This window comes from Halarchaeum acidiphilum MH1-52-1 (assembly GCF_000474235.1).
Lineage (GTDB): Archaea > Halobacteriota > Halobacteria > Halobacteriales > Halobacteriaceae > Halarchaeum > Halarchaeum acidiphilum.
Genome location: NZ_BATA01000005.1, coordinates 31,658 through 55,934 on the forward strand (window position 1 = coordinate 31,658; position 24,277 = coordinate 55,934).

The 24,277-nt window shown below is 69.2% G+C and carries 27 protein-coding genes and 3 pseudogenes; 12 read left to right on the forward strand and 18 right to left on the reverse strand.

What is annotated here, in order from left to right:
- Nucleotides 1–42: 42 nt before the first annotated feature.
- Nucleotides 43–1,029: a hypothetical protein gene (locus AOZ13_RS01825; protein WP_020221514.1), complete on the reverse strand. Its 987-nt coding sequence runs from the start codon at nucleotides 1,027–1,029 to the stop codon at nucleotides 43–45.
- An 81-nt stretch (nucleotides 1,030–1,110) separates the two neighbouring features.
- Between AOZ13_RS01825 and AOZ13_RS01830 the strand changes: the two genes are divergently transcribed.
- Entirely contained in the window at nucleotides 1,111–1,656 is a 546-nt protein-coding gene (locus AOZ13_RS01830) for a hypothetical protein (protein ID WP_020221513.1), read from the forward strand.
- A 3-nt stretch (nucleotides 1,657–1,659) separates the two neighbouring features.
- Here AOZ13_RS01830 and AOZ13_RS01835 read toward each other — a convergent pair whose 3' ends face one another.
- Nucleotides 1,660–2,046 (reverse strand): hypothetical protein, encoded by a 387-nt coding sequence (locus AOZ13_RS01835; RefSeq protein WP_020221512.1) that lies wholly within the window; start codon nucleotides 2,044–2,046, stop codon nucleotides 1,660–1,662.
- A 120-nt stretch (nucleotides 2,047–2,166) separates the two neighbouring features.
- Nucleotides 2,167–2,745 carry a hypothetical protein gene (locus AOZ13_RS01840; protein WP_020221511.1) on the reverse strand — a complete coding sequence of 193 codons (579 nt, stop codon included), beginning with the start codon at nucleotides 2,743–2,745 and terminating at the stop codon, nucleotides 2,167–2,169.
- Nucleotides 2,746–2,880: 135 nt separating this feature from the next.
- On the opposite strand from AOZ13_RS01840, the gene AOZ13_RS14125 reads away from it, so the two are divergent.
- On the forward strand, nucleotides 2,881–3,024 hold the full coding sequence (locus AOZ13_RS14125) for a hypothetical protein (RefSeq protein ID WP_021779652.1): 144 nt from the start codon (nucleotides 2,881–2,883) through the stop codon (nucleotides 3,022–3,024).
- 234 nt (nucleotides 3,025–3,258) lie between these two features.
- Nucleotides 3,259–4,464: an inorganic phosphate transporter gene (locus AOZ13_RS01845; RefSeq protein ID WP_021779653.1), complete on the forward strand. Its 1,206-nt coding sequence runs from the start codon at nucleotides 3,259–3,261 to the stop codon at nucleotides 4,462–4,464.
- 14 nt (nucleotides 4,465–4,478) lie between these two features.
- Here AOZ13_RS01845 and AOZ13_RS01850 read toward each other — a convergent pair whose 3' ends face one another.
- Nucleotides 4,479–4,811, reverse strand: a complete 333-nt coding sequence (locus AOZ13_RS01850; RefSeq protein ID WP_020221508.1) for a hypothetical protein — start codon at nucleotides 4,809–4,811, stop codon at nucleotides 4,479–4,481.
- Between the two features lie 127 nt (nucleotides 4,812–4,938).
- Between AOZ13_RS01850 and AOZ13_RS01855 the strand changes: the two genes are divergently transcribed.
- From AOZ13_RS01855 to AOZ13_RS01865, 3 genes are all read left to right on the forward strand, one after another.
- The gene (locus tag AOZ13_RS01855; protein ID WP_020221507.1) at nucleotides 4,939–5,874 is read left to right on the forward strand and encodes an alpha/beta fold hydrolase; all 936 of its coding nucleotides are present in this window, start codon (nucleotides 4,939–4,941) and stop codon (nucleotides 5,872–5,874) included.
- 504 nt (nucleotides 5,875–6,378) lie between these two features.
- Nucleotides 6,379–6,864 (forward strand): hypothetical protein, encoded by a 486-nt coding sequence (locus AOZ13_RS01860; protein WP_021779655.1) that lies wholly within the window; start codon nucleotides 6,379–6,381, stop codon nucleotides 6,862–6,864.
- Nucleotides 6,865–6,903: 39 nt separating this feature from the next.
- Nucleotides 6,904–7,503: a TetR/AcrR family transcriptional regulator gene (locus tag AOZ13_RS01865; protein WP_020222506.1), complete on the forward strand. Its 600-nt coding sequence runs from the start codon at nucleotides 6,904–6,906 to the stop codon at nucleotides 7,501–7,503.
- A gap of 85 nt (nucleotides 7,504–7,588) precedes the next feature.
- Here AOZ13_RS01865 and AOZ13_RS01870 read toward each other — a convergent pair whose 3' ends face one another.
- From AOZ13_RS01870 to glpR, 9 genes and pseudogenes are all read right to left on the reverse strand, one after another.
- Nucleotides 7,589–8,518 (reverse strand): sulfide-dependent adenosine diphosphate thiazole synthase, encoded by a 930-nt coding sequence (locus AOZ13_RS01870; RefSeq protein ID WP_020222507.1) that lies wholly within the window; start codon nucleotides 8,516–8,518, stop codon nucleotides 7,589–7,591.
- A gap of 120 nt (nucleotides 8,519–8,638) precedes the next feature.
- Complete coding sequence (gene fba, locus AOZ13_RS01875; protein WP_049933707.1) at nucleotides 8,639–9,631, reverse strand: class II fructose-bisphosphate aldolase; 993 nt, start codon at nucleotides 9,629–9,631, stop codon at nucleotides 8,639–8,641.
- Nucleotides 9,632–9,745: 114 nt separating this feature from the next.
- A pseudogene (locus AOZ13_RS01880) lies at nucleotides 9,746–10,192 on the reverse strand (PTS fructose transporter subunit IIB); the annotation flags it as partial.
- 3 nt (nucleotides 10,193–10,195) lie between these two features.
- Nucleotides 10,196–11,883 (reverse strand): annotated as a pseudogene (gene ptsP / locus AOZ13_RS01885) (phosphoenolpyruvate--protein phosphotransferase).
- A 4-nt stretch (nucleotides 11,884–11,887) separates the two neighbouring features.
- Nucleotides 11,888–12,165 (reverse strand): annotated as a pseudogene (locus AOZ13_RS15570) (HPr family phosphocarrier protein).
- Nucleotide 12,166: 1 nt separating this feature from the next.
- Entirely contained in the window at nucleotides 12,167–12,631 is a 465-nt protein-coding gene (locus AOZ13_RS01895) for a PTS sugar transporter subunit IIA (RefSeq protein ID WP_020222684.1), read from the reverse strand.
- A 51-nt stretch (nucleotides 12,632–12,682) separates the two neighbouring features.
- Nucleotides 12,683–13,792: a PTS fructose transporter subunit IIC gene (locus AOZ13_RS01900; protein WP_021779658.1), complete on the reverse strand. Its 1,110-nt coding sequence runs from the start codon at nucleotides 13,790–13,792 to the stop codon at nucleotides 12,683–12,685.
- Nucleotides 13,793–13,865: 73 nt separating this feature from the next.
- Entirely contained in the window at nucleotides 13,866–14,771 is a 906-nt protein-coding gene (gene pfkB, locus AOZ13_RS01905) for a 1-phosphofructokinase (protein ID WP_021779659.1), read from the reverse strand.
- A complete protein-coding gene (glpR, locus tag AOZ13_RS01910) occupies nucleotides 14,768–15,529 on the reverse strand; it encodes an HTH-type transcriptional regulator GlpR (RefSeq protein WP_021779660.1) in 762 nt (253 codons plus the stop codon). Before glpR ends, pfkB begins: the two co-directional genes overlap by 4 nt.
- 170 nt (nucleotides 15,530–15,699) lie before the next feature.
- Here glpR and eif1A point away from each other — a divergent pair, with 170 nt between their 5' ends.
- Together eif1A and AOZ13_RS01920 are read left to right on the forward strand one after the other, a co-directional pair.
- Nucleotides 15,700–15,984 carry a translation initiation factor eIF-1A gene (gene eif1A / locus AOZ13_RS01915; RefSeq protein WP_020222819.1) on the forward strand — a complete coding sequence of 95 codons (285 nt, stop codon included), beginning with the start codon at nucleotides 15,700–15,702 and terminating at the stop codon, nucleotides 15,982–15,984.
- 66 nt (nucleotides 15,985–16,050) lie between these two features.
- The gene (locus AOZ13_RS01920; RefSeq protein WP_021779662.1) at nucleotides 16,051–16,839 is read left to right on the forward strand and encodes an HpcH/HpaI aldolase family protein; all 789 of its coding nucleotides are present in this window, start codon (nucleotides 16,051–16,053) and stop codon (nucleotides 16,837–16,839) included.
- Between the two features lie 143 nt (nucleotides 16,840–16,982).
- On the opposite strand, the gene AOZ13_RS01925 is transcribed toward AOZ13_RS01920, so the two are convergent.
- Nucleotides 16,983–18,215, reverse strand: a complete 1,233-nt coding sequence (locus AOZ13_RS01925; protein ID WP_020222562.1) for an MFS transporter — start codon at nucleotides 18,213–18,215, stop codon at nucleotides 16,983–16,985.
- Between the two features lie 203 nt (nucleotides 18,216–18,418).
- Nucleotides 18,419–19,354 carry an amino acid kinase family protein gene (locus AOZ13_RS01930; protein WP_021779663.1) on the reverse strand — a complete coding sequence of 312 codons (936 nt, stop codon included), beginning with the start codon at nucleotides 19,352–19,354 and terminating at the stop codon, nucleotides 18,419–18,421.
- Between the two features lie 76 nt (nucleotides 19,355–19,430).
- Between AOZ13_RS01930 and AOZ13_RS01935 the strand changes: the two genes are divergently transcribed.
- The gene (locus AOZ13_RS01935; RefSeq protein ID WP_021779664.1) at nucleotides 19,431–19,874 is read left to right on the forward strand and encodes a hypothetical protein; all 444 of its coding nucleotides are present in this window, start codon (nucleotides 19,431–19,433) and stop codon (nucleotides 19,872–19,874) included.
- A gap of 42 nt (nucleotides 19,875–19,916) precedes the next feature.
- Here the strand turns inward: AOZ13_RS01935 and AOZ13_RS01940 are convergent, their stop codons facing one another.
- The 3 genes from AOZ13_RS01940 to AOZ13_RS01950 form a co-directional block, all read right to left on the reverse strand.
- The gene (locus AOZ13_RS01940) at nucleotides 19,917–20,327 is read right to left on the reverse strand and encodes a disulfide bond formation protein B (RefSeq protein ID WP_020222579.1); all 411 of its coding nucleotides are present in this window, start codon (nucleotides 20,325–20,327) and stop codon (nucleotides 19,917–19,919) included.
- Nucleotides 20,328–20,364: 37 nt separating this feature from the next.
- Nucleotides 20,365–21,675 (reverse strand): MFS transporter, encoded by a 1,311-nt coding sequence (locus AOZ13_RS01945; RefSeq protein WP_020222580.1) that lies wholly within the window; start codon nucleotides 21,673–21,675, stop codon nucleotides 20,365–20,367.
- Nucleotides 21,676–21,906: 231 nt separating this feature from the next.
- Complete coding sequence (locus AOZ13_RS01950; protein WP_020222581.1) at nucleotides 21,907–22,143, reverse strand: heavy-metal-associated domain-containing protein; 237 nt, start codon at nucleotides 22,141–22,143, stop codon at nucleotides 21,907–21,909.
- Between the two features lie 59 nt (nucleotides 22,144–22,202).
- Between AOZ13_RS01950 and AOZ13_RS01955 the strand changes: the two genes are divergently transcribed.
- The 3 genes from AOZ13_RS01955 to AOZ13_RS14710 all read left to right on the forward strand — a co-directional run bounded on the left by AOZ13_RS01955 (nucleotide 22,203) and on the right by AOZ13_RS14710 (nucleotide 24,227).
- Nucleotides 22,203–23,150: a DMT family transporter gene (locus AOZ13_RS01955; RefSeq protein ID WP_021779665.1), complete on the forward strand. Its 948-nt coding sequence runs from the start codon at nucleotides 22,203–22,205 to the stop codon at nucleotides 23,148–23,150.
- Nucleotides 23,151–23,231: 81 nt separating this feature from the next.
- The gene (locus AOZ13_RS01960) at nucleotides 23,232–23,795 is read left to right on the forward strand and encodes a hypothetical protein (RefSeq protein WP_021779666.1); all 564 of its coding nucleotides are present in this window, start codon (nucleotides 23,232–23,234) and stop codon (nucleotides 23,793–23,795) included.
- A 213-nt stretch (nucleotides 23,796–24,008) separates the two neighbouring features.
- Complete coding sequence (locus AOZ13_RS14710; RefSeq protein WP_049933702.1) at nucleotides 24,009–24,227, forward strand: hypothetical protein; 219 nt, start codon at nucleotides 24,009–24,011, stop codon at nucleotides 24,225–24,227.
- Nucleotides 24,228–24,277 lie beyond the last annotated feature (50 nt).

A 24,277-nucleotide genomic window follows, 5' to 3' on the forward strand; every position in this document is an offset into this window, starting at 1 on the left:
TGAGTTGATCGACGCCGAGTGACGAGACGAGCGGCCGTCCGCTCAGTCGCCGTCCGGAATGCCCTCGATGTCGCCGCCGTCGTCCTCGACGACGAACTGGCCGGCGGCGCGCTGCGCGCTGTTGACGAGCGTCACGCGCAGGACGTAGGCGGCGACGAGGACGAACGGCGCGAACGCGACGGCCTCGACAGTGACGACGAGGAGGTTGCTGTCCGGGAGGTCGTTGAGGAAGTGCATGAACGCGGCGACGATCGCGGCGGTCGGGACGGCGGTGAGCACGAGGTCGCGCGAGAGGTTCGCGAGGTCGCGGCGCGTGTAGAGCGTCTTGAAGTATTCGCGGGCGGTCGCGGCGTACTGGAGGAGGCGCAGCATCTCGTCGATACGCTCGGCGGTGGCGTCGTCGAGTTCGTCGTCGTGCGCGACGCGGATCGCGCGGAGGTCGTGGATCTGCTTGTCGTGATCGTAGTCGATGGTGGCGAGCACGACGTCGAGGGTGTCCTCGGCCTCTTCGAGACCGCGGTTCATCTCGCCGGTTTCCTCGGCGAGGTTCTCGACGTAGCCGTCGAGGTCCTCGCGCAGATCGAAGTCCGCCGCGCCGAGTTCGTCTTCGAGGTGCTGGGCGCGTTCGAGGATGCTCCCGGAGAGCAGCCGGAGGAGCGCTTCGGGTTCGGCGGGGACGTGTTCGGTGTCGACGACGTCCTCCAGTTGACGGCGGTACTGGACGACGCTCTGCACGCGGCCGAACTGCTGGCCGAGCGGGTGTTGCTGTTGGGAGACGAACAGCGTGTTGACGGTGACGACGATGCTGAAGAGGAAGAACGTCCCGCTGAGGAGCGCGGAGACGAGCGACACCGTCGGACTGGAGTCGGCGAGCGGGTTCTTCGGCGATGGGAGGAGGAAGCTCGCGACGGGACCGAACAACGTGAAGCCGACGAGGAGGACGACGGTCGTGAGGATCCGCCGGTCGGCGGTGAACGCCACCCACCGGTACCAGTCGCGTCGCCATCGGTCGAAACCGTCGTCGGCCATCGACCCGGCGAACGGGCCGCACCGCTAAAAGCCGTACGGGCCACCGGAACGGATATGTAAGTGGCGTGATATCAGGGCGACGTGCCCGCCATCGAGTCGTTCGCGACGAAACGCGGCACCGCGCGCTTCGAGGACGGGAGCCTCGTCTTCGACGAGTCCGTTCGCGGGTATCTCCGCGCGCTGTATCGGGACTACTGGCGAGGCGAGACGTGGTGGCGGAAAGCGATCTTCCTCGGCTACGTCTGCTGGCTCGCCGTCGCGATCGGCTGGAGCGCCACCGTGCTCCGCGACGCCCTCCAGTCGGGCGGCGACCAGATTTGGGCCGCCGGCGGTGCGGGCGTCGTCGCCGCGCTCCTCCTCGCGCTCTGGATCGCGAACTCCCTCCGTGGCTACCGCGCGCCCGACCGACTCGCGCTCGATCGGATCGAGTCGGTGGCCGCGACGCGGGGCGAGAAGGGCCTGACGCGTCCGCGCCTCGTCATCACCTACCGCGACGACGGCGCGACGCGGAAGCGGCGCGTGTCCCTCCCGTCGCTGCTCACGCCGGACGGCGGGGAGACGTACGACCGCGCCGTCCGAGCGTTCGCCGAGCGCGGGTTCGACGTCGACGCGGACGACGAGAAGTGAGCGTCAGAGCGCGACGAAGACGGCGGCGGTGACGAGCGCGGCGACGACGACGGAGATGGCAGTGATGCGGACGGCGGACGCCCGATCGACCGCGCGGTCATCGGGATCGGAGACGGTGCCGCGTTCGTCCGATTCGCGGAAACTGTACTTCCCGAGGAGTGCGAGGAGGGCGCAGAAGGACTTCGAGGCCTGCAGATACCACTCGATGGCGAGCGCGAGCGGGACGAAGAGCGCGGGGACGAGTTCGTGCGGGATGACGTCGAGCGCCGCGCCGAGGACGAACGCGACGGCGATGAGGAAGGAGAGCGCGGCGTAGGCGTAACGGCGTCGGCGCTCGCGCCGACCGATGTTACAGACGCCCGCGCGATAGGAGGACTGAGACGTTGCCACGCTCGCGAGGAAGAACGGGACGCGCCTAAAGGATCGGTTCGCCCCACTCGCTGCCGGTAGGGGGGAGCGGTGCGAGCGGGGCGGATGCCGGCGCGTCGCCGGGAGCGTCGATCGCGTCGGTTATTTCGGGAGCGCCCAGCCGAGCCCGATGTCGAGCGTGACGGCGTACGTGAGGTACATCAGCCAGATGCCGGTGAGCACCTGAAAGAGGGCGACGGACTTCTCGCCGGTCTCCGAGCCGGTGAAACGCGCCCAGATCTCGGAGAGGTAGACGAGGGTCAGCCCGAGGAAGAGGATGGCGACCGGGACGACGCCACCGAGGAAGAAGTCCACCATCCCGAGGACGGAGACTAACAGGAAGGCGATCGCCATCCACGCGTCGGGACGGGGATCGAACCCTCTGTACATCTTCCACCCGAGGACGAACCAGTGGACGCCGTACGCGGTGAACGCGAGCGCCGCCATGTAGAGCAGGTGGTCCTGTCGGAATGCCTCGAACCACGTGAGACCGCCCCAGAGCAGGATCCCGGTGAGGAACTGGAGGAAGCCGGGCATCCAGATCCCCCACGATCCCAGCGTCTGCGCCGTCGTTTCGCCCTTCTCGGGGAATTCGAAGAGGTTCGTACCACCGACGATGAAGTACCCGGTCCCCAGCCCGAAGAACCCGAGGGCGACGGGAGCGAGTGCGCTTGCTACCATAGTCCAGCTACCACTTCCGACGCCACCTTATTAATGGTCGGACAAGGAGCGAAAAAACGCCAGAAAGTATTTATACATCCGCTATCAGAGGTCGCCGCTGGCCGCGCCCGAATCGGATCGCGTGCCGGATGAGAGTTGTGCCACGCCGAAGACGGCGGCGGCGACGACGACGCAGAGGAGTGCGGCGACGACGACCGCGACGTCGAAGCGGTAGGACGCGAGCCAGCCTCCGAGAAGCTCCCGAGCGCGCCCGGCCCGCCGCCGAGGTGGACGATGTAGAGGGTGACGAGCGGTCCGGCGACGCTCGACGCCACCGCGGAGCGCATCAGCGAGTAGAGCCAGCGATCCGAGGACGTACCCGAATCCTCCGCCGGCGACGTCACATTCCTGTCGCCCAATGGATCTCCCGGAGCGTCGCGCGAGGGCGGCGTCCCCCCGACCCGCTCATCGGACGGGATCGGTATCTTCAACAGAGTCCACCGGGACTCGGCGAGTACGAGGTATCGAGACCGGATGGCTGCCATCTCTCTCGTGCTCGCTATCGCATTCGTCGCGGCACTGTTCATGTCGTTCACCGTCGGCGCGAACAGCAACTCCGCGCCGATCGCGCCGGCCGTCGGCGCGAACGCGCTCTCGATCCTCCGCGCGGCCCTCCTCGTCGGCGTCGTCGCCGGACTCGGTGCAGTCCTTCAGGGGGGCAACATCTCGGAGACGATCGGGCGCGATCTCGTCACGGGCGTCTCGATCACGCCGCTTGCGGCCGCCGCGGCGCTCCTCACGTCGGCGGCGCTCATCACGATCGGGAACTCGCGCGGCTACCCGATCCCCTCGGCGTTCACCGTCACCGGCTCCATCATCGGCGTCGGGATCGCCCTCGGCGGCGGGTTCGCCACGCACGAGTACGTTCGCATCTTCAGCTTCTGGCTCGTGATCCCGGTCGTCAACGCGATCCTCGGCTATCTGATCGCCCGGGCGCTTCGGAGCGACGCGCTCGACGAAACGGTCGGCGTCCCCGTGCTCGCCGGCGGTGTGGGGTACGCGCTCGCCAACATCCACCTCTCCGTCCTGCCCGCACCGAGCGGAACGACCGGCTCGATCGCCGGATCGATGAGCCGGTCGCTCCACCTCCTCCCGACGACGCTCGCCCCACACTACACGCTCGGGATGTTCGTCGTGAGCCTCGCGCTCGGGATCGCCGCGCTCGGTGCGACGTGGTGGCAACTCGTTCGCGATCAGGCGACCGGGATCAAGCGCTTCCTCATCGTCCTCGGTCTCGTCGTCGTCTTCACGAGCGGGGGCAGTCAGGTCGGACTCGCCACCGGGCCGCTCGAGACGGTCTTCGAATCTGACCTGCACGCGAGCACGAGCTACCTGCTCGTCCTCGGCGGAGTCGGCATCCTCGCAGGCGCGTGGATCCGATCACCGCGCGTGATCCAAGCCGTCTCGAACGAGTACGCCGCGCTCGGCCCGCGCAGATCGATCGCCGCCCTCATTCCGGCGTTCCTCATCGCACAGCTCGCCATCGTCCTCGGCATCCCCATCTCGTTCAACAAGGTCATGATATCGAGTATCGTCGGGAGCGGTCTGGCGGCGAGTTCCTCGGGCGGCGGGGTGTCGCCCCGAAAGGCGGGGTTCACCGTCCTCTCGTGGGTCGGATCGATGGCGGGAGCCGGTCTCGTCAGCTACGGTCTCTACACCGGTCTCCACGCGATCGTCTAACTCGATTTCCCCATTCACGACGTGTTCGAGAGGAGCTGATCGAGGATCTCCTCGTGGGCGGCGCGCGTCTTCATCTCCTCCCACGTTTCGAAATCGCTCACGTCGCTGACGAACCGATCCGCGCGACGCCGACGTGTCGTCGACTCGTCGAGTGGCACGTCGAAATCGAGCGGTGCGTCCGCACGGAACGCGCCGAATGTCCCGTATTCCGTGTGTTCCCGCATGAACGGCTTCGAGAAGAACGCGTCCGAATCGACTCGCGTTCCGGCGCGGAGTTCGCCGATCCGTTCGAGGCCGCGTTCGAGCGCCGCCTCCAAGTCGTCGACTCCCTCGATGCGAACGTCCATAGCGAGCATGACGGGCGTTCGCGCCGTAAGACCTGCGGCGGTCCGACTCGGGTGGAGTCGGTCTGGAGTCGCCCCCACCGTCCCCCTTCCACCCGAACTTTTGTCGGTCGCGGGCCAACGATCGGCCATGCGACTCCTGCGAACCATCGGCGCGGCGGTGGGTGCGATCGGTCTCGCCGCCGTCGCGGACCGCGCGCTCGGCGCGTACGCCGGCGATCTCGAACCCCCGCTCGACGGTCGACGCGGATCGTTCCGCTGGCGCGGAATGGACGTGGCGTACACGGAGTCCGGCGACTCGTCGGACCCGACGGTCGTCTGCCTGCACGGCGTGAACGCCGCCGGATCGAGCGGCGAATACCGGACGATCTGGGACGAGCTATCTGAGGAATACCACGTCGTCGCCCCCGACCTCCCGGGATTCGGCTGCTCGGATCGGCCCGCGATCGACTACGACGGCGACCTCTACGCGGCGTTCACCGCGGCGTTCCTCGATCGGTACGACGATCCGGCGGTGATCGCGTCGTCGCTCGCGGGCGGCTACGTCGCGAGCGCGCTCGCGGACGGCGAGATCGATCCGCGCGCGCTCGTCCTCGTCTGCCCCTCGACGGGCGCGATGCCGGGACCGAATCCGTGGGCGCGCTGCGTCGTGCGCGCGCCGCTCCTCGGGGATCTCGTCGTTGACGTCGCGACCTCGCGGGCGTCGATCCGGCGCTCGAACGACGACCACGGCTACTACGACGTGGCGAACGCCGAGGACGAGTGGCTCGACTACCAGTGGCGCAGCGCCCACCAGCCCGGCGCGAAACACGCGATCGCGGCGTTCGTCGGCGGCTACCTGAACGTCGACGTCGACCTCGAAGACGCGCTCGCGGACTACGACGGGCCGCTGACGCTCGTCTGGGGCGCGGCCGCGGAGACGACGACGCCAGCCGAGGGCCGCGAACTCGCCGAGGCGGTCGGCGCGGACTTCGTCGAGATCGCGCGGACGGCGCTCGTGCCGCACGCCGAACGGTCCGACGCGTTCGCGGACGCGGTTCACGGCCGTCTCGACGCCGACGCGTAAGCGCGGCCGGTCGAGAGGGAGAGAGTACGTTTCGTATGCTTTCGTGGGGAGTGGTCAGTCCGGGTGGAGGGAGAGAGTACGTTTCGTATGCTACCCACGATATTCCCGCTATTGAAATGAGGGCGATATACGACTCTCGATTAGCATACGGAGCTAACGGATCACGGTTTTATAACCCGATTCACCGATCGCCCGTCGAGCGATCGGTCACTCGTCACTGTGCGATGGACGACGCGGCCGCGCCGGTAGCCGTCGTCGCCCGCGCTCCGTCGTCCGGGGTGCGGAGACGCCGAGCGGACGAAACTAACCGGCCGATCAATCGCGGACGCGGCGCTTCCGGCCGTGGTCGGCCCGCTCGCCGGGGTCGAAACCGACTTGTGCCGCGCGGGCGAACCGATCGGTCAGGACCGAGATGGGCCACGCACGCGACACCGCGACCGGAACCGAGAGCGCGACGCGCGAGGAGACAACGCTGGCGGCCGTCGACGCGCGACTCGCGTCGCTGTGCGATCCGGGAGCGTCGCTGTCGCGCGCCGTCGACGCCGCGCTCGCCGCGCGCCCCGATCGCCGGCCGCGCGCGCCGTCCTCGAAACCGCGACGCGCCGGCCCGGCTACCGACCCCGGGACATCGTCGCGGCCGCGAGCGCGATCGACCTCCTCGACGCTCGGACTGCCGTCCGACGCGACGGACTCCCCGACCGCGAACCCGGGGGCACGCGCGCCGTCCTCGTCGGCGACTACCTCCACTCGCTCGCCTTCGAGGCCCTCGTCGACACCGATACGGACGTCGCGAAGGCGCTCGTCGACGCCGTGACGAGCGGACTCCTCGATCTCTACGGGCGGGAGGCCACAGCGGAGACCGCTGGCGACTTCGATGCGGTCTCGCCGGCGCGTCGCGGCGTGTTCGCCGTCGCTGACGCCGTCGTCGACGCCCTCGACTCGACCGGCGAGGGCGGTCCCGGTCCCGGTCCCGAGCCGAGCGGGCGCTGAACCGACGCATCCAAACCCTCCGCGGCCCCACACCCGACAATGGCCGACATCCCGAGCGACCGGGAGCGCACGGACGTGGAGGACGCCATCATGCGGGCGACGTATCGTGCGCTCCGCGAGCGGGGGTACGCCGACCTCACGATGCGCGCCATCGCCGAGGAGTACGGCAAGACGACGGCGGCCATCCACTACCATTACGACACGAAGGACGACCTGCTCGTCGCGTTCCTCGAATACCTCCTCGATCGGTTCCTCACGCACGTCCACGACGTCGAGACGACGGATCCCGAAGCGCGTCTCGACGACCTCCTCGACGGTCTCCTCGTCGAGCGCGAGGACGACTACGACCTGATCGTCGCGCTCCTCGAGATGCGCGCGCAAGCGCCCTACCACGAGTCGATTCGCGAACAGCTCGCGCGCAACGACGAGTACCTCCGCTACCTCTTGCGGACCGTCATCGCCGACGGCGTCGACCGCGGCGTCTTCGACGACGTCGATCCCGAAACCGCCGCCGGCACGCTGCTCACGATCGTGAACGGCGCGCGCACCCGCTTCGTCGTTCTCGACGATTCCGACGTCCTCCACCTCGCACGCGACGCCGCCGACGCGTACGTCGAGGACATCCTCGAAGCCGAATAGCGCGCTCGCTCTCGCCCACTCGGCCCCGCGCTGCTCACGGCTCCGTCGTTCGCTATAACGCGGCCCCTCGCGTTGCTCGGCTCCGCTAGTCGTCGGCGGGCGAGGGCGCCGTCCCGGGCACGTCGACGCGTGGTGCGTCCACGCCGAGTTCGTCGAGCGCGACGTCCGCGGCGCGCTTGCCCGAGAGGAGCATCGCGCCGAACGTCGGTCCCATTCGCGTGAGTCCGTGCGTCGTCGCCGTCGAGAGCCCGCAGGTGAGGAGTCCGTCGTGGATCTTGCCCGTGTACTCGACGACCTTGTCCTCGGAGTCCGCAACCCACATGGAGTCGTGGCCGGGCGAGTCGTGGCCGGGCGCGCCGTACTCGCCGTCCTCGGTCGTGTCCATGCCCGACTCGTGTTCCTCGACGTGCTCGATGCCGGGCGCGTCGACGACGCCTCGCTCTTGCAGTTTGGAGACGACGACGGCGTCGTGACCCGTCGCGTCGATGACGAGGTCGGACTCGACGGCGATGGGATCGACGCAAGTGAGTTCGCGCGGCAGGGCGTGGATCGGCGACCAGTTCATCACGATGCCCGACACCTCGTGGTCCTCGCGGACGACGATGTCCGTGAACTCCGTCATGTTCTGGATCTTCGCGCCGGCGTCGCAGGCTGCCTTGATGAGCGCCGAACACGCGTGCGGGCCGTCGGCGAGCTGGAGACCGTCGGCTTCCTCGGCCTCCTCGTAGGGGACGCCGAGTTCGTCGAGGACGCGCTGGGCGGGCTCGCGGACGGTGAGCTTGTTCATGAGGAAGCCACCGAGCCAGAACCCACCTCCCAGATAGTTGTTCTTCTCGACGACCATCACGTCGACGTCGCGCTCCGCGAGCTCCTTCGCGCACGTGAGCCCCGACGGGCCGCCGCCGACGACGATGACGTCGGTGTCCGTGTAGTCGAGGAACTCGTCGCCCCACGAGCGGGCGATGGCGTTCGTGACCTGTGCCTCCGTCGCGTCGCTGAACCCTTCGAACGACATACCACCTAGTGTTACAACCTGTTACTTAACGATGGCGGTCGGTCCACCGTGGGGTGGAATTGGCGACGGACGCGCCGCTCTGGGTCGGGCGAACGGCGAGAGAGAAGAGGAGACGAGACGTCAGGCGTAGCGGCTCTCGCCGGCGCTTCCGGCGAGTTCGGCGAGATCCGCGTGGACGTCGGCGATGCGCTCGCGGATCTGGCGGCCCGCGACGCGCGGATCGAAGTGGTCCTTGTTCGGCGACCAGTCCGTGTCCTCGAAGAACGTATCGCGGCTGTCCGGGACCCCCTCGGGCGGGACGATTTCGGCCTCGTGCTCGCGGTAGAGGTCGAAGGCCGTCCGCGTGTACTCGTACTGGTAGCGGGTGTCCTTGTTCATCTTGCAGATGCCGTACTGCATCATCTCCTCGACCTGCTCGGGGCGCAGGCCCGAGGAGCCGTGGAGGACGAGCGGCGTGTCGAGGCCGTGGTCGTCGAGGGCGTCGCGGATGTCGCGCGCGAGGTCCGGGCGGAGTTCGAGGTCCTTGCCCTTCGCGACGCCGTGCTGGGTGCCGACGGAGATGGCGAGGAGGTCACAGCCCGTCCGCTCGACGAACTCGACGGCCTGCTCGGGATCGGTGTAGAACGCCTCCTCGGATTCGATCTCGTCCTCGACGCCCTTGATCTGGCCGAGTTCGGCCTCAATGAGGACGTCGGAACCCTTCTCATCGGCCATCTCGACGACCTCGCGGGAGCGCTCGACGTTCCCCTCGAAGTCCTCGTGGCTCGCGTCGATCATGATGGAGGAGGGGATGTCGAGGTCCATCTGGGTCTCGATGAACTCCATGTCCGTCTGGTGGTCCATGTTGAGGAAGACGCCGATATCGCGTTGCTCGGCCATCACCTCGATGTAGTCGCCCATCGATCGCAGGCCCGCCACCTTGTCGCCGTCGCCCGCGAAGCGACAGGCGCCCGCGCTCATCTGGAGCAGGAGGTCGGAGTCGACGCGCGCTGCGCCCTCCAACAACCCCAGCATCGCGTTCGGTTCCGCGATGTTGCTCGCGACGAGACCGAAGCCGTCCTCCAGCCCGTCAGCGTACACCTTCGAGAGTTCGTCGCCACCGTAGAAACCCATCTGTATTACCTCGTTCGAGTGGTCCCCCGCCACCCCTATAATTGATGCGGAAACACGCAGACCCGCGCAGAAACGAAAACTCCGAACCGAGTTAGCCGGAGATCCAGCGGCGAAGCGGCGGAAGATCCCCTTCTCGGGATCGCCGCCGCGCTGCACCGGCTCCTCGGCCGCCGCGCCGCCCGAACTGCCCCCCTCGTCCTCGCTCTCCGCGGCTTCGGCGGCGCCTTCGCCCTCGCTGATGACGCCCGACTCGCCCGCCTCCGCGGCCTCGACGGCGCGCTCGATCATCTCGCCCGCGCGGTTCACGCCCGCCTTCACGGGGCCGCGAACGACCGGCTTCCCCTCGAAGCGGTCGGTCTGGACGGCGGTGTCCGCGGTGATGATGACCGCGTCGGCCGCGGCGATGTCGTCCGCGGTGAGTTCGTTCTCCGCGCCCATGGCGCCTTGGACTTCGACCTTGATGTCGTGGCCCATCTCCTCGGCCGTCGTCTCGAGGTTCTCGGCCGCCATCTGGCTGTGTGCGATGCCCGTCGGACAGCTGGTGACTGCGACTAGCTTCATGGATTACTCTAGGAGTTCGATGACTTCGTCTTTACTGGCGGCCGCGAGCGCGTTCTCCGCGAGCGCCCGCGCCGCGTCGGTGTCCGTCTCCGTGACGCGCGCTTTCACCGCGGGCACCGTCACCGCGCTCATCGAGAGCTCGGTCAGCCCGAGACCGACGAGCAACTCGGTGAGTTCGGGATCGCCCGCCATCTCGCCGCACATCCCGACCCAGACGTCTGCGCCCGCCGCGGCGCTCGTCGTCGCGTCGATCGCTCGCAGCACGGCCGGCTGGCGGAAGTCGCCGAGTTCGGCGACGGCGTCGTTGCCCCGCTCGGCCGCCATCACGTACTGCGCGAGGTCGTTCGTCCCGATGCTGAAGAAGTCGACGTGCTCGACGAGTTCGTCCGCCATGAACGCCGCCGCGGGCGTCTCCACCATCACGCCGAACTCGGGCACCGACGCGTCGACCCCCTCGGATTCGAGGCGTCGACGGCCTCGTCGACGACGGCCTTCGCTTCCGCGACCTCCTCGACGGTGGTGACGAGCGGGAGCATCACGGCGAGGCTTCCGGTGTCCGTGTCCGCATCGGCGCGCAGGAGCGCGCGCAGTTGCGTCTCGAAGAGGTCCGAATCGGGACCGAGCGAACGCCGGATGCCGCGCTCGCCGAGGAAGGGGTTCTCCTCGTCCGGCAGGTCGAGATACGGCACGGGCTTGTCGCCGCCGACGTCGAGCGTGCGGACGACGACGCGGCCGTCCGGGAACGTCTCGATGGCCTCCCGGTAGGTCTCGTACTGCTCCTCCTCGCCCGGCGCCGACTCGCGGTCGAGGAAGAGGAACTCGGTTCGAAAGAGTCCGACGCCGTCCGCGCCGCGCTCCGCGGCGGGACCGAGTTCGGCCGGCGTGCCGACGTTCGCCGCGACTTCGACCTCGCGGCCGTCGACCGTCTCGACGGCCTCCTCGCGGATCGCCGCCTCCGTGCGCTGGCTCGCGGCCGCGACGGTGTCCTCGTCGGGGTCGACGACGACCTCCCCGGCATCCCCGTCGACGACGACCGTCTCGCCGTCCCCGACCGCCGCTAAGGTCTCGCCGACGCCGACGACCGCGGGGATGGCGAGCGAGCGCGCGAAGATGGCCGCGTGCGACGTCCGCCCGCCCGTGACGGTCGCGAATCCGGCGACGCGCTCGGGGTCGAGCTGAGCCGTGTCGCTGGGCGTGAGTCGCTCGGCGAGCACCACCGAGTCCTCGGGCAGCGAGGAGAGGTCGACGCGCTCGCCGTCGGTGAGCAGCCGGAGGAGCCGGTCACGGACGTCGCGGAGGTCGTCCGCGCGCTCCGCCATCCGGCCCTCCATGTCGGCGAACCGTTCGACGAACTCGTCGAAGGTCGCCTGCACGGCGTGCGCCGCCGGCAGTCCCTCGTCGATGCGCTCCGCGACGCCGTCGGTGATCTGCGGGTCGTTGATGAACTGGACGTGCGCGTCGAACACCGCGGCCTCGTCCTCGCCGACGCGCTCGGCGGTGCGCTCGCGCTCGGCTTCCAGCTCGGCCTCCGCTTCGTCGCGGGCCTCCTCGAACGCCGCCCGCTCCGCCTCAGCGTCGATTTCCTCCGGAGCCGGCGGCTCCGGCAGGTCGGCGTCCGGGCGGTACCAGACGACGGTGCCGACGCCGGCGAGCGGCGTGACGTCGATCCCCGCGAGTCGTCGTTCGCTCATGGTCTCAGAGCTCGTCCTCTGGCGTCGAGAGCAGTTCTTCGAGGGCGTCGAGGACGGCCTCGGCGTCCGCTCCCTCCGCGACGATCCGGAGCTTCTCGCCGCCCGCGATGCCGAGTCCGGTGACGCCGAGCATCGAGGAGGCGTCCACCAGCTCGTCGTCGCCGGCGCCTCGGGACCGATGGACACCGTCGCATCGTGTTCGTTGACCGTCTCGACGAACAGCGAGGCGGGCCGGGCGTGGAGTCCCTCCTCGGGAACGACTTCGACGACGCGCTCGGGCATCTCAGGCCACCTCCTCGATGACGATCTCTTGGACTCTCTCGGGCGTCTCGGCCTCGTGGAGGCGCTCGCGCGTCTCCTCGTGGACGAGCGAGCGCGAGAGGCTGGAGAGGATCTGCAGGTGGTCGTCGCTGGACTCCTCGGGGACGAGGATCATGAAGAACAGCGTCGCGGGCTCGTCATCCATCGCGCCGAAATCGACGCCCTCGGAGGAGCGCGTGAACGCGAGCGTCGGCTCCTCGACGCCGGTCGTCTTCGCGTGCGGGATGCCGATGCCCATGCCGACGCCCGTCGTGGACTCCTCCTCGCGTGCGAGGAGGTCGGCGAGCGCCTGCTCGCGATCGGAGACGCGGCCCGCCTCGACGGCGAGGTCGAGGAGGTGTTCGATGACGGCTTCCTTCTCCGCCGGCGGTTCGTCGAGGGAGATCAGGTCGACGTTGATCAGCTCCTTCAGATCAGTTTCGTTCATCGTTTGTGATTGGTGTTGCGCGGAGGGTAAGCGTTCCGCACTCGGTGTTCGTTAGGCGCTCCCGACGCGTTCGTCGTAGGCCGGCGTGATGACGTACTCGATGATCCCGGTGACGAGCGCGCCGAGCACGATACAGCCGAGGAAGACGAACGGCTTGTTCGAGAGCGGGATGACGAAGATGCCGCCGTGCGGGGCGGGCATCGTCACGCCGAGACCCATCGCGACCGCGCCGGCGATGGCCGAGCCGGCGACGATCCCCGGGATGACGCGGCCGGGATCGGAGGCGCCGTAGGGGATCGCTCCTTCTGTGATGAAGCAGAGACCGAGCGGGAGCGCGCTCTTCGCGTTCTCGTACATCGAGGCCTCGTACTTCTCGGGGGCGACGAGGTTCGCGATTGCCATGCCGAGCGGCGGCGTCATCCCGCCGATCATCACGGCGGCCATCGGCGCGTAGATCTGCTCGCTGATGAGACCGGTCGCGAAGACGTACGCGACCTTGTTGATCGGCCCGCCCATGTCGAAGGCCATCATGCCGCCGAGGATGGCGCCGACGATGAAGGCCTGCCCGCCCTGCATTCCGCGGAGCCACGTCGTCAGCGCCGCGTTGAGAATCGAGACGGGGATGCCGACGACGAACAGCATGACGGGGAGGAGCACGAGCGTCGTCGCGACCGGGATGATGAGGACCGGCATCATCGGCTCGATGAACTCCGGGACGTCGCGCTGCTTGAACCAGCGTGCGACGTACCCCGTGATGAGACCGGCGACGAGCGCGCCGAGATAGCCGGCGCCCGCGGCGCCGCCCTGAATGCCGATTATCTTCCCGGCCTCCTTCAGGACGTCCCCCTGCTGGATGAGGTAGGAGAGGACGAACCCGGGGGCGAGACCGGGCCGATCGGCGATGGCGTACGAGATGTACGCGCCGAGGACCGGCACCATGAGCATGAGTCCCGCATTACCGACCTGCGCGAGGAACCAACCGAGCGTTCCCGTCGCGTCGAAGACCGTCCGGACGTCACCGAAGACGGACGCGGACGCGTAGCCGAGCGCGAGGAAGATCCCGCCGATCGTGACGAACGGGATCATGTGCGATACGCCTGTCATCAAGTCGTCCTTGATGGAGGTCAGGTAGTTCCGATACGCTGTTGACAGATCTGGCATGGTCTATCACGATAGTTGTACGAGGGTGGTTAAAGGCGTTCGGATATGCGTTCTTCTGCGTGCTTCTGCTCGACTAGCGGCGCCGGACGCGCACGCCGTCGCGAACGGTCTCGATGCCCGCCAGATCGGGGACGCTCGTCCCCGCGACGCCGACGACGCGCGACGCGACCGCGACGCCCGTCGCGAGCGCCGTCTCATCGGACGCCCCGCCGTCGTACGCCGCGAGTACGCCCGCGAGGAGCGAGTCGCCCGCACCGACCGTGTCGACGACGTCGACGGCCAGCGCGTCGGCGACGAACGCACCTTCGGGACCGACGAGTATCGCGCCGTCGCCGCCGAGCGAGGCGATCACGCGCTCGTACCCCATCGATCGGAGTTCCTCCCCGGCCGCGACGCAGTCGTCCACGCTCTCCGTCGCCATCCCCGTCGCCTCGGCGAGTTCCGCGCGGTTCGGCTTGCAGAGCGCGTAGTCGGCGTCGAGTTCGGCGAGCATCGCCCCGCCGACGTCGACGGCCGTCGCCCACTCACCGGCGTCGGCGAGCCGATCGACGTCGGCGGCCGTCACGCCCGGCGGCAGGCTCCCGCCGACCACGAGCACCGGCGGCGCGACGTCCGCCACGCGCGCGAGCAGGTCGTCGACGGCCCCCTCGGAGACCCGGGGGCCGTTCTGATTGATCTTGTACTCGCCGTCCGGCGCGAGGATCGTCTGGTTCAGCCGCGTCGACTCCTCGACCGGAACGAACGACGTGTCGAGGTCCGCCGCGAGTTCGTCCGCGAGCACGCGTCCGAAGGGATCCCCGAGAAAGCCGCTCGCGACCGTCTCCGAGCCGAGCGCGCGGAGGTACTGCGAGACGTTGATCCCCTTCCCGCCCGCGTCGACGCGCGCGCCGTCCGTCCGGACGACGGTATCGGCTTCGAGGGGGTCGTCGAGTTCGACCGTGTAGTCGAGCGCCGGGTTCGGCGTGACGGTGAGGATCACGTCGTCACCTCCTCGCTCACGCGCACGTCCGCGGCGTCGAGCGTCTCCGCGAGGCGATTGGGGAGCGCGGCGTCCGTGATGACGTGATCGACGTCCCCCAACTCCGCGAACTGGATGAAGCTCCGCTCGCCGACCTTCGTGGCGTCGCAGACGAGGACGACGCGATTGGCCTTCTGGACCATCAGCTCCTTCATGCGGGCCTCGTTCTCGTTCGGCGTCGTCAGCCCCGCCTCGACGTCGAGACCGTTCGTCCCGAGGAAGAGGAGATCGAAGTTCGTCCGCTCCATGAACGACTCCGCGGTCGGCCCGACGAGCGCGCGCGTGCGACTCCGGAGCGTCCCGCCGGTGAGCTTCACCTCGTCGACCGTCTCCTCCAATTCGACCGCGAGCTGCGGGGAGTTCGTCACCGCCAGCAGATCGCTCGGAGCGCGTCGGGCGATCTCCATCGTCGTCGTGCCCGCGTCGAAGAAGACGACCTCCGTGTCCGCGAGTTCCTCGACGGCGCGCGTCGCGATGGCGCGCTTCGCCTCCAAGTTCTGGACCTCCCGCTCCCCGTACGGCCGCTCGCTCGCGACCGACGACGTGGGCAACGCCCCGCCGTGACTCCGCTCGATCAGCCCCTCCTCCGCCAGCGCCCGCAGGTCGCGCCGGATCGTCGCCTTCGAGTAGTCCAGCTCGTCGGCAAGCTCCGCGACGGACTGGCCGTCGTGCGTCGACACCAGTTCCACTATCTTCCGTTTTCTCGCTTCCGGTAGCATTGCTAGACGTGGTCTCTATCGAGAGAAGACGCGCACCTCCTATAACTATTTATTTCCGATCGTGTTCGTTTCCGCTCGTCTCATCGTGAAACGGTCTGCTGGACGCGTTGTGGGACACGGTACCACGACGAAGGGGAACCGTTTAACCGTGTAGCCGGCCTATTTCCTCTATGAGCGACAATCAGGGACGTCGGAACCTCAGGATGCCCGACGACGATCAGGTGTTCGCGGTCGTCACCGAGATGCTCGGTGGCAGCCGCGTCCAGCTCCGCTGTGCGGACGGCGAGGAACGCATGGGGCGCATTCCCGGCCGGATGAAGTTCCGGACGTGGATCTCGGAGGGCGACGTCGTCATCGCCGAGCCGTGGGACTGGCAGGACGAGAAGGCGAACGTCGAGTGGCGCTACGACGACGACGCCGCCGAGCAGCTGCGACAGGAAGGCCACATCCAGTAGCGTCGTCGCGGGGACCACGACCACGCCGGCCCGGACGCTTTTCTTCTCGCCGCGCGTCGCCCCGACGTGGATCCCCGACACAACGATCTTCGACGGACGCTCGCGGACGGCGACCCCGCTTTCGGCGTCCTCGACAACACGTACAGCCCCGCGGTCGTCGAAGTCGTCGGCGAACTCGGCTTCGATTTCGTGTGGATCGACCTCGAACACGGCGGGCCGAGTCCGTGGGACGCCGACGCGCTCTCCGGTCTCCTCCGCGCGGCCGAACTGACCGACACGGAACTCCTCGTGCGCGTTCCCGAGGCGAATCCCGCGATGGTCCGCAAGGCCCTCGACGCGGGCGTGCGCAATCTCTTCCTCTCGCGCGTCGAGACGGCCGCGGAGGTCCGCGACGCCGTCGCGGCCGCGAACTTCGAGTACGACGACGGGCCGGGCGAGCGCGGTCTCGGCGGCCCGCGCGCCGCGCGCTACGGCCACGCGGACGACTACGTCGGCACCGAGGACGAGGAGGTCCTCGTCGGCGTGACGATCGAGACCGCCGAGGCCGTCGAGAACATCGACGAGATCCTCTCCGTCCCCGAACTCGGGTTCGTCTTCCTCGGCCCGAACGATCTCTCCGTCGCCTACGGGAGTCCGGGCGACCTCGACGATCCCGAAGTCGAGGCGGCGGTCGAGACGGTCCGCGAGGCCGCGATCGAGCGCGACGTCACCGTCGGCGGTCTCACCTTCGGCATGGACGACGCCGTCGCGAAGGTCGATGACGGCTATCAGCTCCTCCACGTCGGGAGCACCCTCGGCGCCGTCTCCGGGCAGTTCAGTGGGTGGCGAGAGGAGTACGAGGACGCGAAACGGTAGGTTCGCTTCCTCGAAAAGGCGAACGCTGAGCGAAGCGAGGCGCGAGCAACGAGGGCGTCCAGTAGGACGCCCTCGGAACGGCGAACGGCGGAGCCGCGAGCAACGAGGAGGTGACGACGTGCGGGCGCGCGTTTCGTGGTCCCCTACTCTCCTGTCGCCCCGTCGCGACTGTCGTCGGGGACCTGCGTGTGGACGACGAGCGCGGCGAGCAGGGAGAGGACAGCGGTGGCGGCGAACGGGACGGCGAAGCCGTATCTGGTGAGGGGGCCGGCGACGATGGGTCCGACGCCGGCGCCGAGACCGAACGCCATCGTGAGCACGGAGAGCGTGGAGGCGTCGTCGCCGCCCGTCGCGTAGTCGCCGGCGAGGGCGAGCGCGGGCCCGAACGCCATCGCGGCCCCGATGCCTTGGAGGGCGCGGAGGACGCCGAGACCCCACGGCGTCGCGACGAATCCCTGTCCGAGGAGGGTCGGGGTGACGAGGAGGAGACCGGCGACGACGAAGCGCTTGCGCCCGTGGCGATCGGAGAGCCGGCCGGCGATGGGTTGCGTGCAGACGAAGGTCGCGACGAAGGCGGCGAACTGCGCGCCGAAGGCCGCGGCGCTCTGGTCGAGGCGGGCGTCGATCGTCGGCTCGATGGCCGCGAAGAAGGCGATGCCGAGCGCGAGGACGAGCGTGGCGACGCCGAGCGCGAAGACGGGATCGAGACCGCCGGAGCCGTCCGTCACGGCGAATCCGAGGTCCCTTGCCGCGGCGGCGCTCGTGCTCGCGGGGTCGCGGACGAGCGCGAGGACGACGACGAGACCGATGGCGGCGGTGGCGGCCGCGACGTCGAAGGAGAGCGCGAACCCGCCGAGCGTGTGTCCGAGGAGGTCGTAGGGTCCGCGGGCGACGAGGAGGCCGGCGACGAGCGGGCCGACGCCGAAGCCGACGAGGCGGAGGGCGTTGAAGATCCCGAAGTGGACGCCGCGGGTGTCGGGCGTGCTGTACTCGTTGATGAGCGCGACGCTCGCGGTGACGGTGCAGCCGACGCCGAGACCTTGGACGACGCGGACGGCGAACAGCCCGAGATAGGTGTCGGTGGCGAGGAAGGCGAGGTCGGTGGCGAGGAGGACGAGGAGACCGGCGACGACGAACGCGCGCCGACGGCCGAGCTGATCGGAGAGCCGGCCGGCCCACGGCTGGATCACGGAGTCGAAGACGCCGAAGGCGGCGAGGACGACGCCGCTGAGGACGGCGACGGAGAGACCGAGCGACGCGCCGCTGACGTGACCGCTGGCGACGTACAGCGGGAGCGCGACGATGAGGAGGGCGTTCCCGAACGAGTCGGCGAGGCGCGCGATGCCGAGTGCGATGACGCGGTGGTCGAGGCTCACGCGAGACGCCTCCGGCGTCGAGTGTGCGTCAGTCGGATCCCCGATCCGACGCAATTCACGCGATTCCCCCTCGCGGCGTGCATGTGCGGTCGTTGGCGGGCCGCCCACAAATCCTCCTCGAATCGATGATACCGCCGCCCTCTCCGGATCGGCGACGTCGGCACACGTCTCGACTCGCTGACGCTCGTCCCTTCCCGAGTCGGCTACGCCGGTCGGACGGTCGTGCCGGCGTCGCCGTCGAGCGCGGCGGCGAGCGAGTCGGGTGCGGTGACGATCGCTCGCCCGCCCGTCTCGTCGACGAAGCGCGCGCACGCGGTGACCTTCGGTCGCATGCTGCCGGCGGGGAACTCGCCGACGTCGCGGAGGGCGCGCAGTTCGGCGGGCGTGGCCTCGCGGATCGGCGTCGGGTCGTCGCTCGCGTAGTCCTGATAGACGGCGTCGATGTCGGTGAGCATGACGATGGTGTCGGCGTCGACGACGTCCGCGACGAGGCGGGTGGTGTGGTCCTTGTCGACGACGGCGGGGACGCCCTCGAACGCCTCGTCGCCGGTCTCTTCGTCGCCGTGCGGGACGACTGGGACGCCGCCGCCGCCACCGCAGACGACGGGTCCGTCGCCGTTCGCGACGAGCGCGGCGAGGTGGTCGGATTCGAGGATCTCGATCGGGTCCGGCGAGGCGACGACGCGCCGATACGCCGTCCCCGCTCCGTCGCCGTGGACTTCCGCAGTTTGGAACTCCTTCTCGGCGGCCTCGTCGGCGGTGTAGTACGGTCCGACGGGCTTCGAGGGGTCGTCGAAGCCGGGATCGTCGGGGTCGACGCGGACGCGCGTGACGAGGGGCGCGGGCGGCCCGCCGAAGGCGTCGCCGAAGCCCGTCTGGAGGAGGTAGCCCACCTGCGCTTGCGTCTCGGCGACGAGGACGTCGAGGGGTTCGGCGTCGCCCTCGGATTGCTCCTCGGCGAGCAGGCGGTTGCCGACCTGCGGACCGTTGCCGTGCGTGAAGACGAGGTCGTGCCCGCGTTCGCGGAGGGGCGCGAGGGCGTCGCGCGTCTCGCGGATTCGGGCGCGTTGATCGGCGATCGTTCCCTCGCCCGAGCGCAGGATCGCGTTCCCGCCGAGCGCGACGACGAAGCGGCTCATGCGTGTGGGTGGCGGGCGACGGCCGAAGGGCGTTGCGGCCGCGTTGGAGAATCGCGGCGCACGCGATCGATGTGAAATGACGCGGGAATCGGCGGCGGCGACGGTCGGCCTCGGCGTCTCACCGGGCGCCGAGAAACGCTTATCCTGCCTCGGTCGAAACGGGAACCGTGATCGCCCTCCATCGACATCCGCTGGCCGTCGGCGTCGTCGTCGCCGCCGTCGCGGGCGGGGTCGCGCAGCGTGGTTCGCCGATCCGTGGCTGAGCGTCGGCGTCGGCGTCCTCTTCTTCGCGGTCGGCTACTACGCGGTGGCGTACCGCCGGATCGGCGTGTCGCTCGGGTCGCTCCCGCGCCGTGAGCGCGCGGTCGGCGCGCTCGGACTCGTCGCCTCGTCGCTCGTCCTCGGCGAGTCGTCGCAGGTGTTCGGTCTCACCGATCACGAGACGTACCTCTACGCGGCGACGATGTTCGCACAGATCCTCCTGTTCGCGTCGTTCGCGGGCGTCCGCCGGGATCGCTGACCCGGCGCGATACACCACTATGTCCGCAGAAATCGGGCGGTATCAGGTGCGATCCCGACGCGTGCGGACGGCGAGTCCGAGCGTGCAGAGACCGATCAGGCAGAAGGCGATGAGCGACTGATTGGGGATGGTGACCGGGCGGATGTAGACGGCGGCGCACCCGCCGAAGGTGCAGGTGCCGCCGGCGACGACCTGCAGGTAGGACTGGTAGGCGGCGAGCGCGGCGCCGCCGACACAGAAGGGGAGGACGAGTCGGTAGATCCCGGTGTCGGCCGTGTAGTAGGCGTACGCGAGCACGGCGACGAGCGGATACATGAGGATCCGCTGGTACCAGCAGAGCTCGCAGGGCGTGAGACCGAGTCCGAGGCTGTACGTCAGACTGCCCGCGGTGGCGACGGTCGCGACGATCGCGGCGGCCGCGAGGAGCGACCGCGAGCGGGGGAGCGAGAGCACACCGGCCGTTCGAGGGGGATCCCCTTTACTCGTCCGCTCAGTCGGCGGCCGCGGGTTCGGCGTCGGCGCGCTCGCTCGACCCGTCCGTGTTGACGGTCTCGTCGACCTGCGTGTAGACGAGGAGGCAACCGAGGAGAGCGAGCACGGCGCCGAAGGCGAAGGGCGCCGCGTAGGAGGTGCCGAACGGGAGCGAGATCCCGGCGAGGTAGCCGGCGGAGAGCGGGCCGACGGCGGTGCCGAGACCGAACGCCATCGTGATCACGGAGAGCGTCGTCCCGGAGCTGCGGCCCTTGGCGATGTCGCCGGCGAGGGCCATCGCGGGCGCGAAGACGGCGGCGCCGGCGACGCCTTGCAGGAAGCGCGCGACGATCATCGCGAGCGGGGTCGTGACGAACCCCTGCACGAGCGTCGTGGGCACGAGGAGGAGCAGGCCGGCGATGATGAACGGCTTGCGGCCGTACTCGTCGCTCCACGTCCCGATGGGCGCTTGGAGGACCACCTGCGCGAGGACGAACGCCGAGAACTCGATGCCGAACATGGTCGCGCTCTGCCCGAGCGTCGTGTTGATGTGGTGTTCGAGCGGTTCGAGGAGGGCGATTCCGACGGCCATGAACAGCGAGGCGACGCCGAGCGTGAAGACGGGATCGAGGAGCTTGTCGTCGCGGACGTGATTGAAGACGGCGAGGCTGAACTCCTCGCCCGCGTCGGCCTCGTCGTCGACTTCGGGGTCCTCGACGAGGAGGTAGACGCAGACCGCGCCGAGGAGCGCGCTGATCGTGGCGACGTAGAACGCGGCCTCGAAGCCCGTGACCGCGCCGCCGAGGTAGGGACCGCCGGCGACGACGCCGCCGGCGACGACGCCGCCGGCGACGACGGGACCGAGTCCGAATCCGAGCATCCGGAAGGTGTTGAAGACCCCCATGGACTCGCCGCGCGCGGTGTCGCTCGCGAGCTCGTTGACGAGCGCGATGGTCGCCGGGACGGTCAGCGCGACGCCGATCCCCTGCGCGACGCGCACGAGGAGGACGGCGCCGTAGCCCCCGACGAGCGTGTAGACGAAGTTCGACACCGTGAGGACGAGCAATCCGGCGATGACGAAGATCCGGCGTTTCCCGGTGCGATCGGAGAGGTTCCCGGCGAACGGCTGGATCGCGCTGTTGAAGAAGCCGAACGCGGAGAGGATGATCCCGGTGATGAGGGCCGGCGCGAGTCCGAAGGTCCCGCCGGAGACGACGCCGCTTGTGATGTAGAGCGGGAGGACGACGATGAGGAACGAGTTCCCCAGCGAGTCCACCATTCGCGCGAACGCGAGCGCGAGGATGCGCCGGTCGATGTCGAGGTAGCCCACTAGCGGCTCACCTCGCGTCCTGCGTCCGTTTTAGTGTGTTCGTCGTACATAGTGGATAGTGACTGAACAGTTAGTCAGCCTGTATTGACTGTATGGTCAGTCATGCGTATAAGGGTTGTGGCGGGCGACTCGATCGCCGGGTGGAACGCGGTATCGGGTCGCACGGATCGGTCGTTCGGGCGGAGGCGTGCGGGAGACCGGGACGAGTGGCAGAGGGAGGAACGCGGAGCGCTATCGGACGCGGTAGCCGGCGGATTCGAGGACCCATTCGGCGTCGCCGACCGCGACTTCCCCTTCGGCGACGAGTTCGACGGTGGACGCGTCCGCGTCGGGACGGACTTCCCGCACGCCCGGCGCGCGTTCGATGCGCTCGGCGAGGCGGGACTCGTCGGCTGACCGGAGACCCACGACGGAGAGCTCGTAGCGGTCGTACGAGACGTCGTCGCGGGGGGACGTCGAGCGGGACATACCCCGACGTAGACGCGCGCGACGCATAAGCTTACTCGCCGAAACGGGCCGCGAGACGAATGAACGGATACAAACCGCCCGACGACATCTGGACGGACGTGCTCGGGAGACGCGACGCCGCGCTGTACCTCGGCTTGGCGGCCGCGTGGGGGACGGCGTTCGTCGCGACGGACGCCGCCCTCGACGCGGTCCCCCCCGTGCCGCTCGCCGCGGTCCGGTTCGACCTCGCCGCGCTCGCGCTGTTCGCCGTCGTCGTCGCCACGGGACGCACGCTCCGCCCGCGCGGGTGGGGCGACTGGTCGCCGATCCTCGTCGGCGGACTCTGCAACATCGGTCTCCATCACGCCCTGCTGTTCGCGGGCCAGCGGACCGTCCCGCCGGCCGTCGCCGCGACCCTCCTCGGTCTCGTCCCCGTGCTGACGCCGGCGGTGACGCGCTTCACACGCCCGGACGAGCGGCTCTCGCCCGCCGGCGTCGTCGGCGTCCTCGTCGGGTTCGGCGGCGTCGCGCTCATCGCGAACCCCGATCCGTCGAACCTCACGGCGAGCGTCGGCGTCGGTCTCGTCCTCGCCTCGGCGGTCGTGTGGACGGCGGGCGCGGTGTTCACCGACGAGAGTGACGCCGAACTCGGCGGACTCGCCCTTCAGGCGTGGACGCTGCTCGTCGGCGCGCTCGCACTCGACGCCGGGACGCTCGTCGTCCCCGGCCAGTCGTTCGCGGCGGCGTCGTTTCCGCCCGTGACGACGGCGTGGGTGCTCTACCTCGCGCTCGTCCCCGGCGCGCTGGGCTTCCTGCTCTACTTCCGCCTGCTCGATCGCCTCGGTCCGATCGAGATGGGACTCATCGAATACGTCATCCCGCCGTTCGCGGCGCTGTTCGGCTGGGTCGTGTTCGGGGAGACGATCGGCGCGGCGACGGTCGCGGGGTTCGCCGCCATCGTCGTCGGCTTCTGTCTCGTGAAGGCCGACGTCCTACGGCGGCGGCTCCGCGCGTGGACGGACGCGTGACAGTCCAATCGCGAGTCCCAGCGGGGGGCCTCGCGCACCGTGCCGGAACGATTATGCGGCGGCCGGATCACACGATCACACATGAGCGAAGACCTCGCCGAGACAGCGGAGGATCTCGCGAACGACCTCGTTCGCGATGACATCGTCGTCCTCTCGCGTCCGGACGTCAATCACCGACTGAAGACGCGCCTCGACGTCTCGAAGGTCGATCACGACGTCGTGACCGGGTCGTTCGAGACGGCGGGCTGGGAGTACAGCCGCCACCTCTACTACCACCCGCAGGGTCTCCGCGACGCGGCGACGGACCTCGCGAGCGACCTGCGCTCGGACGGACGCCTCCTCGTCACCCACGAGGAGGTCTGCGACGAACTGGCGAAGGAGAGCGAGGAGGAGGAGCCGGTCCGCGATCACGTCACCGGGTGGACGAGGGGCGGCTTCGACGAACTCGTCCGCGGGGCGCTCGACGAGGCCGGGTGGCGCCACGAGGCGGTCGAGCGCCGCGGCCACGAACTCCGCGTCTACCTCCGCCCGCTGTACGACGTCTTCGAGGAGAGCTACCCGAGCGGGAAGTCGCCGCTCACGACGAACGAACTGTTCTCGCACTACCTCTCCTCCTCGATGGCCGAGGCGCTCGAAGACCGGTAGCGACGCGCGAACTCCCACTCACTTATACGTCGGGAGCGGACACTCTTGCCCGAGCTGGAGTGGTACGTGATAGATCGTCTCATAACGCGGCGCAGTCTGGCGATTTTTCGTTCGGAAAGGCGCGTCGGCCGCCCGAGGAAAGGGGCGGAAGGGGACGGAGCGAGTAACTATTTTTGGCTGGGGCGAGAACCCCGAGACGAATGGTGACACGTAGTGACTGATATCTCCGAGCGAACGACCGCGGTACGCGTCGCCGGGGCGGGCGCCGCCGACCTCGTCGCGGGCGTCGGGAGCGAGGACGTCCCGGCGGTCGCGGTCGGGTCGACGGGGGCGCGCGCGCTCGAACCGCTCGTCGTGGCGACCCGCGAGGGATCGTCGGCGTTCGTGGCGAACGCGGGCGCGGACGCCGTCGCGGACGCGTCGAGGCGCTGACCGATGGGTCGCTCCCCGACGGCGCGGACGCGCGAGTCGACCACGACGAG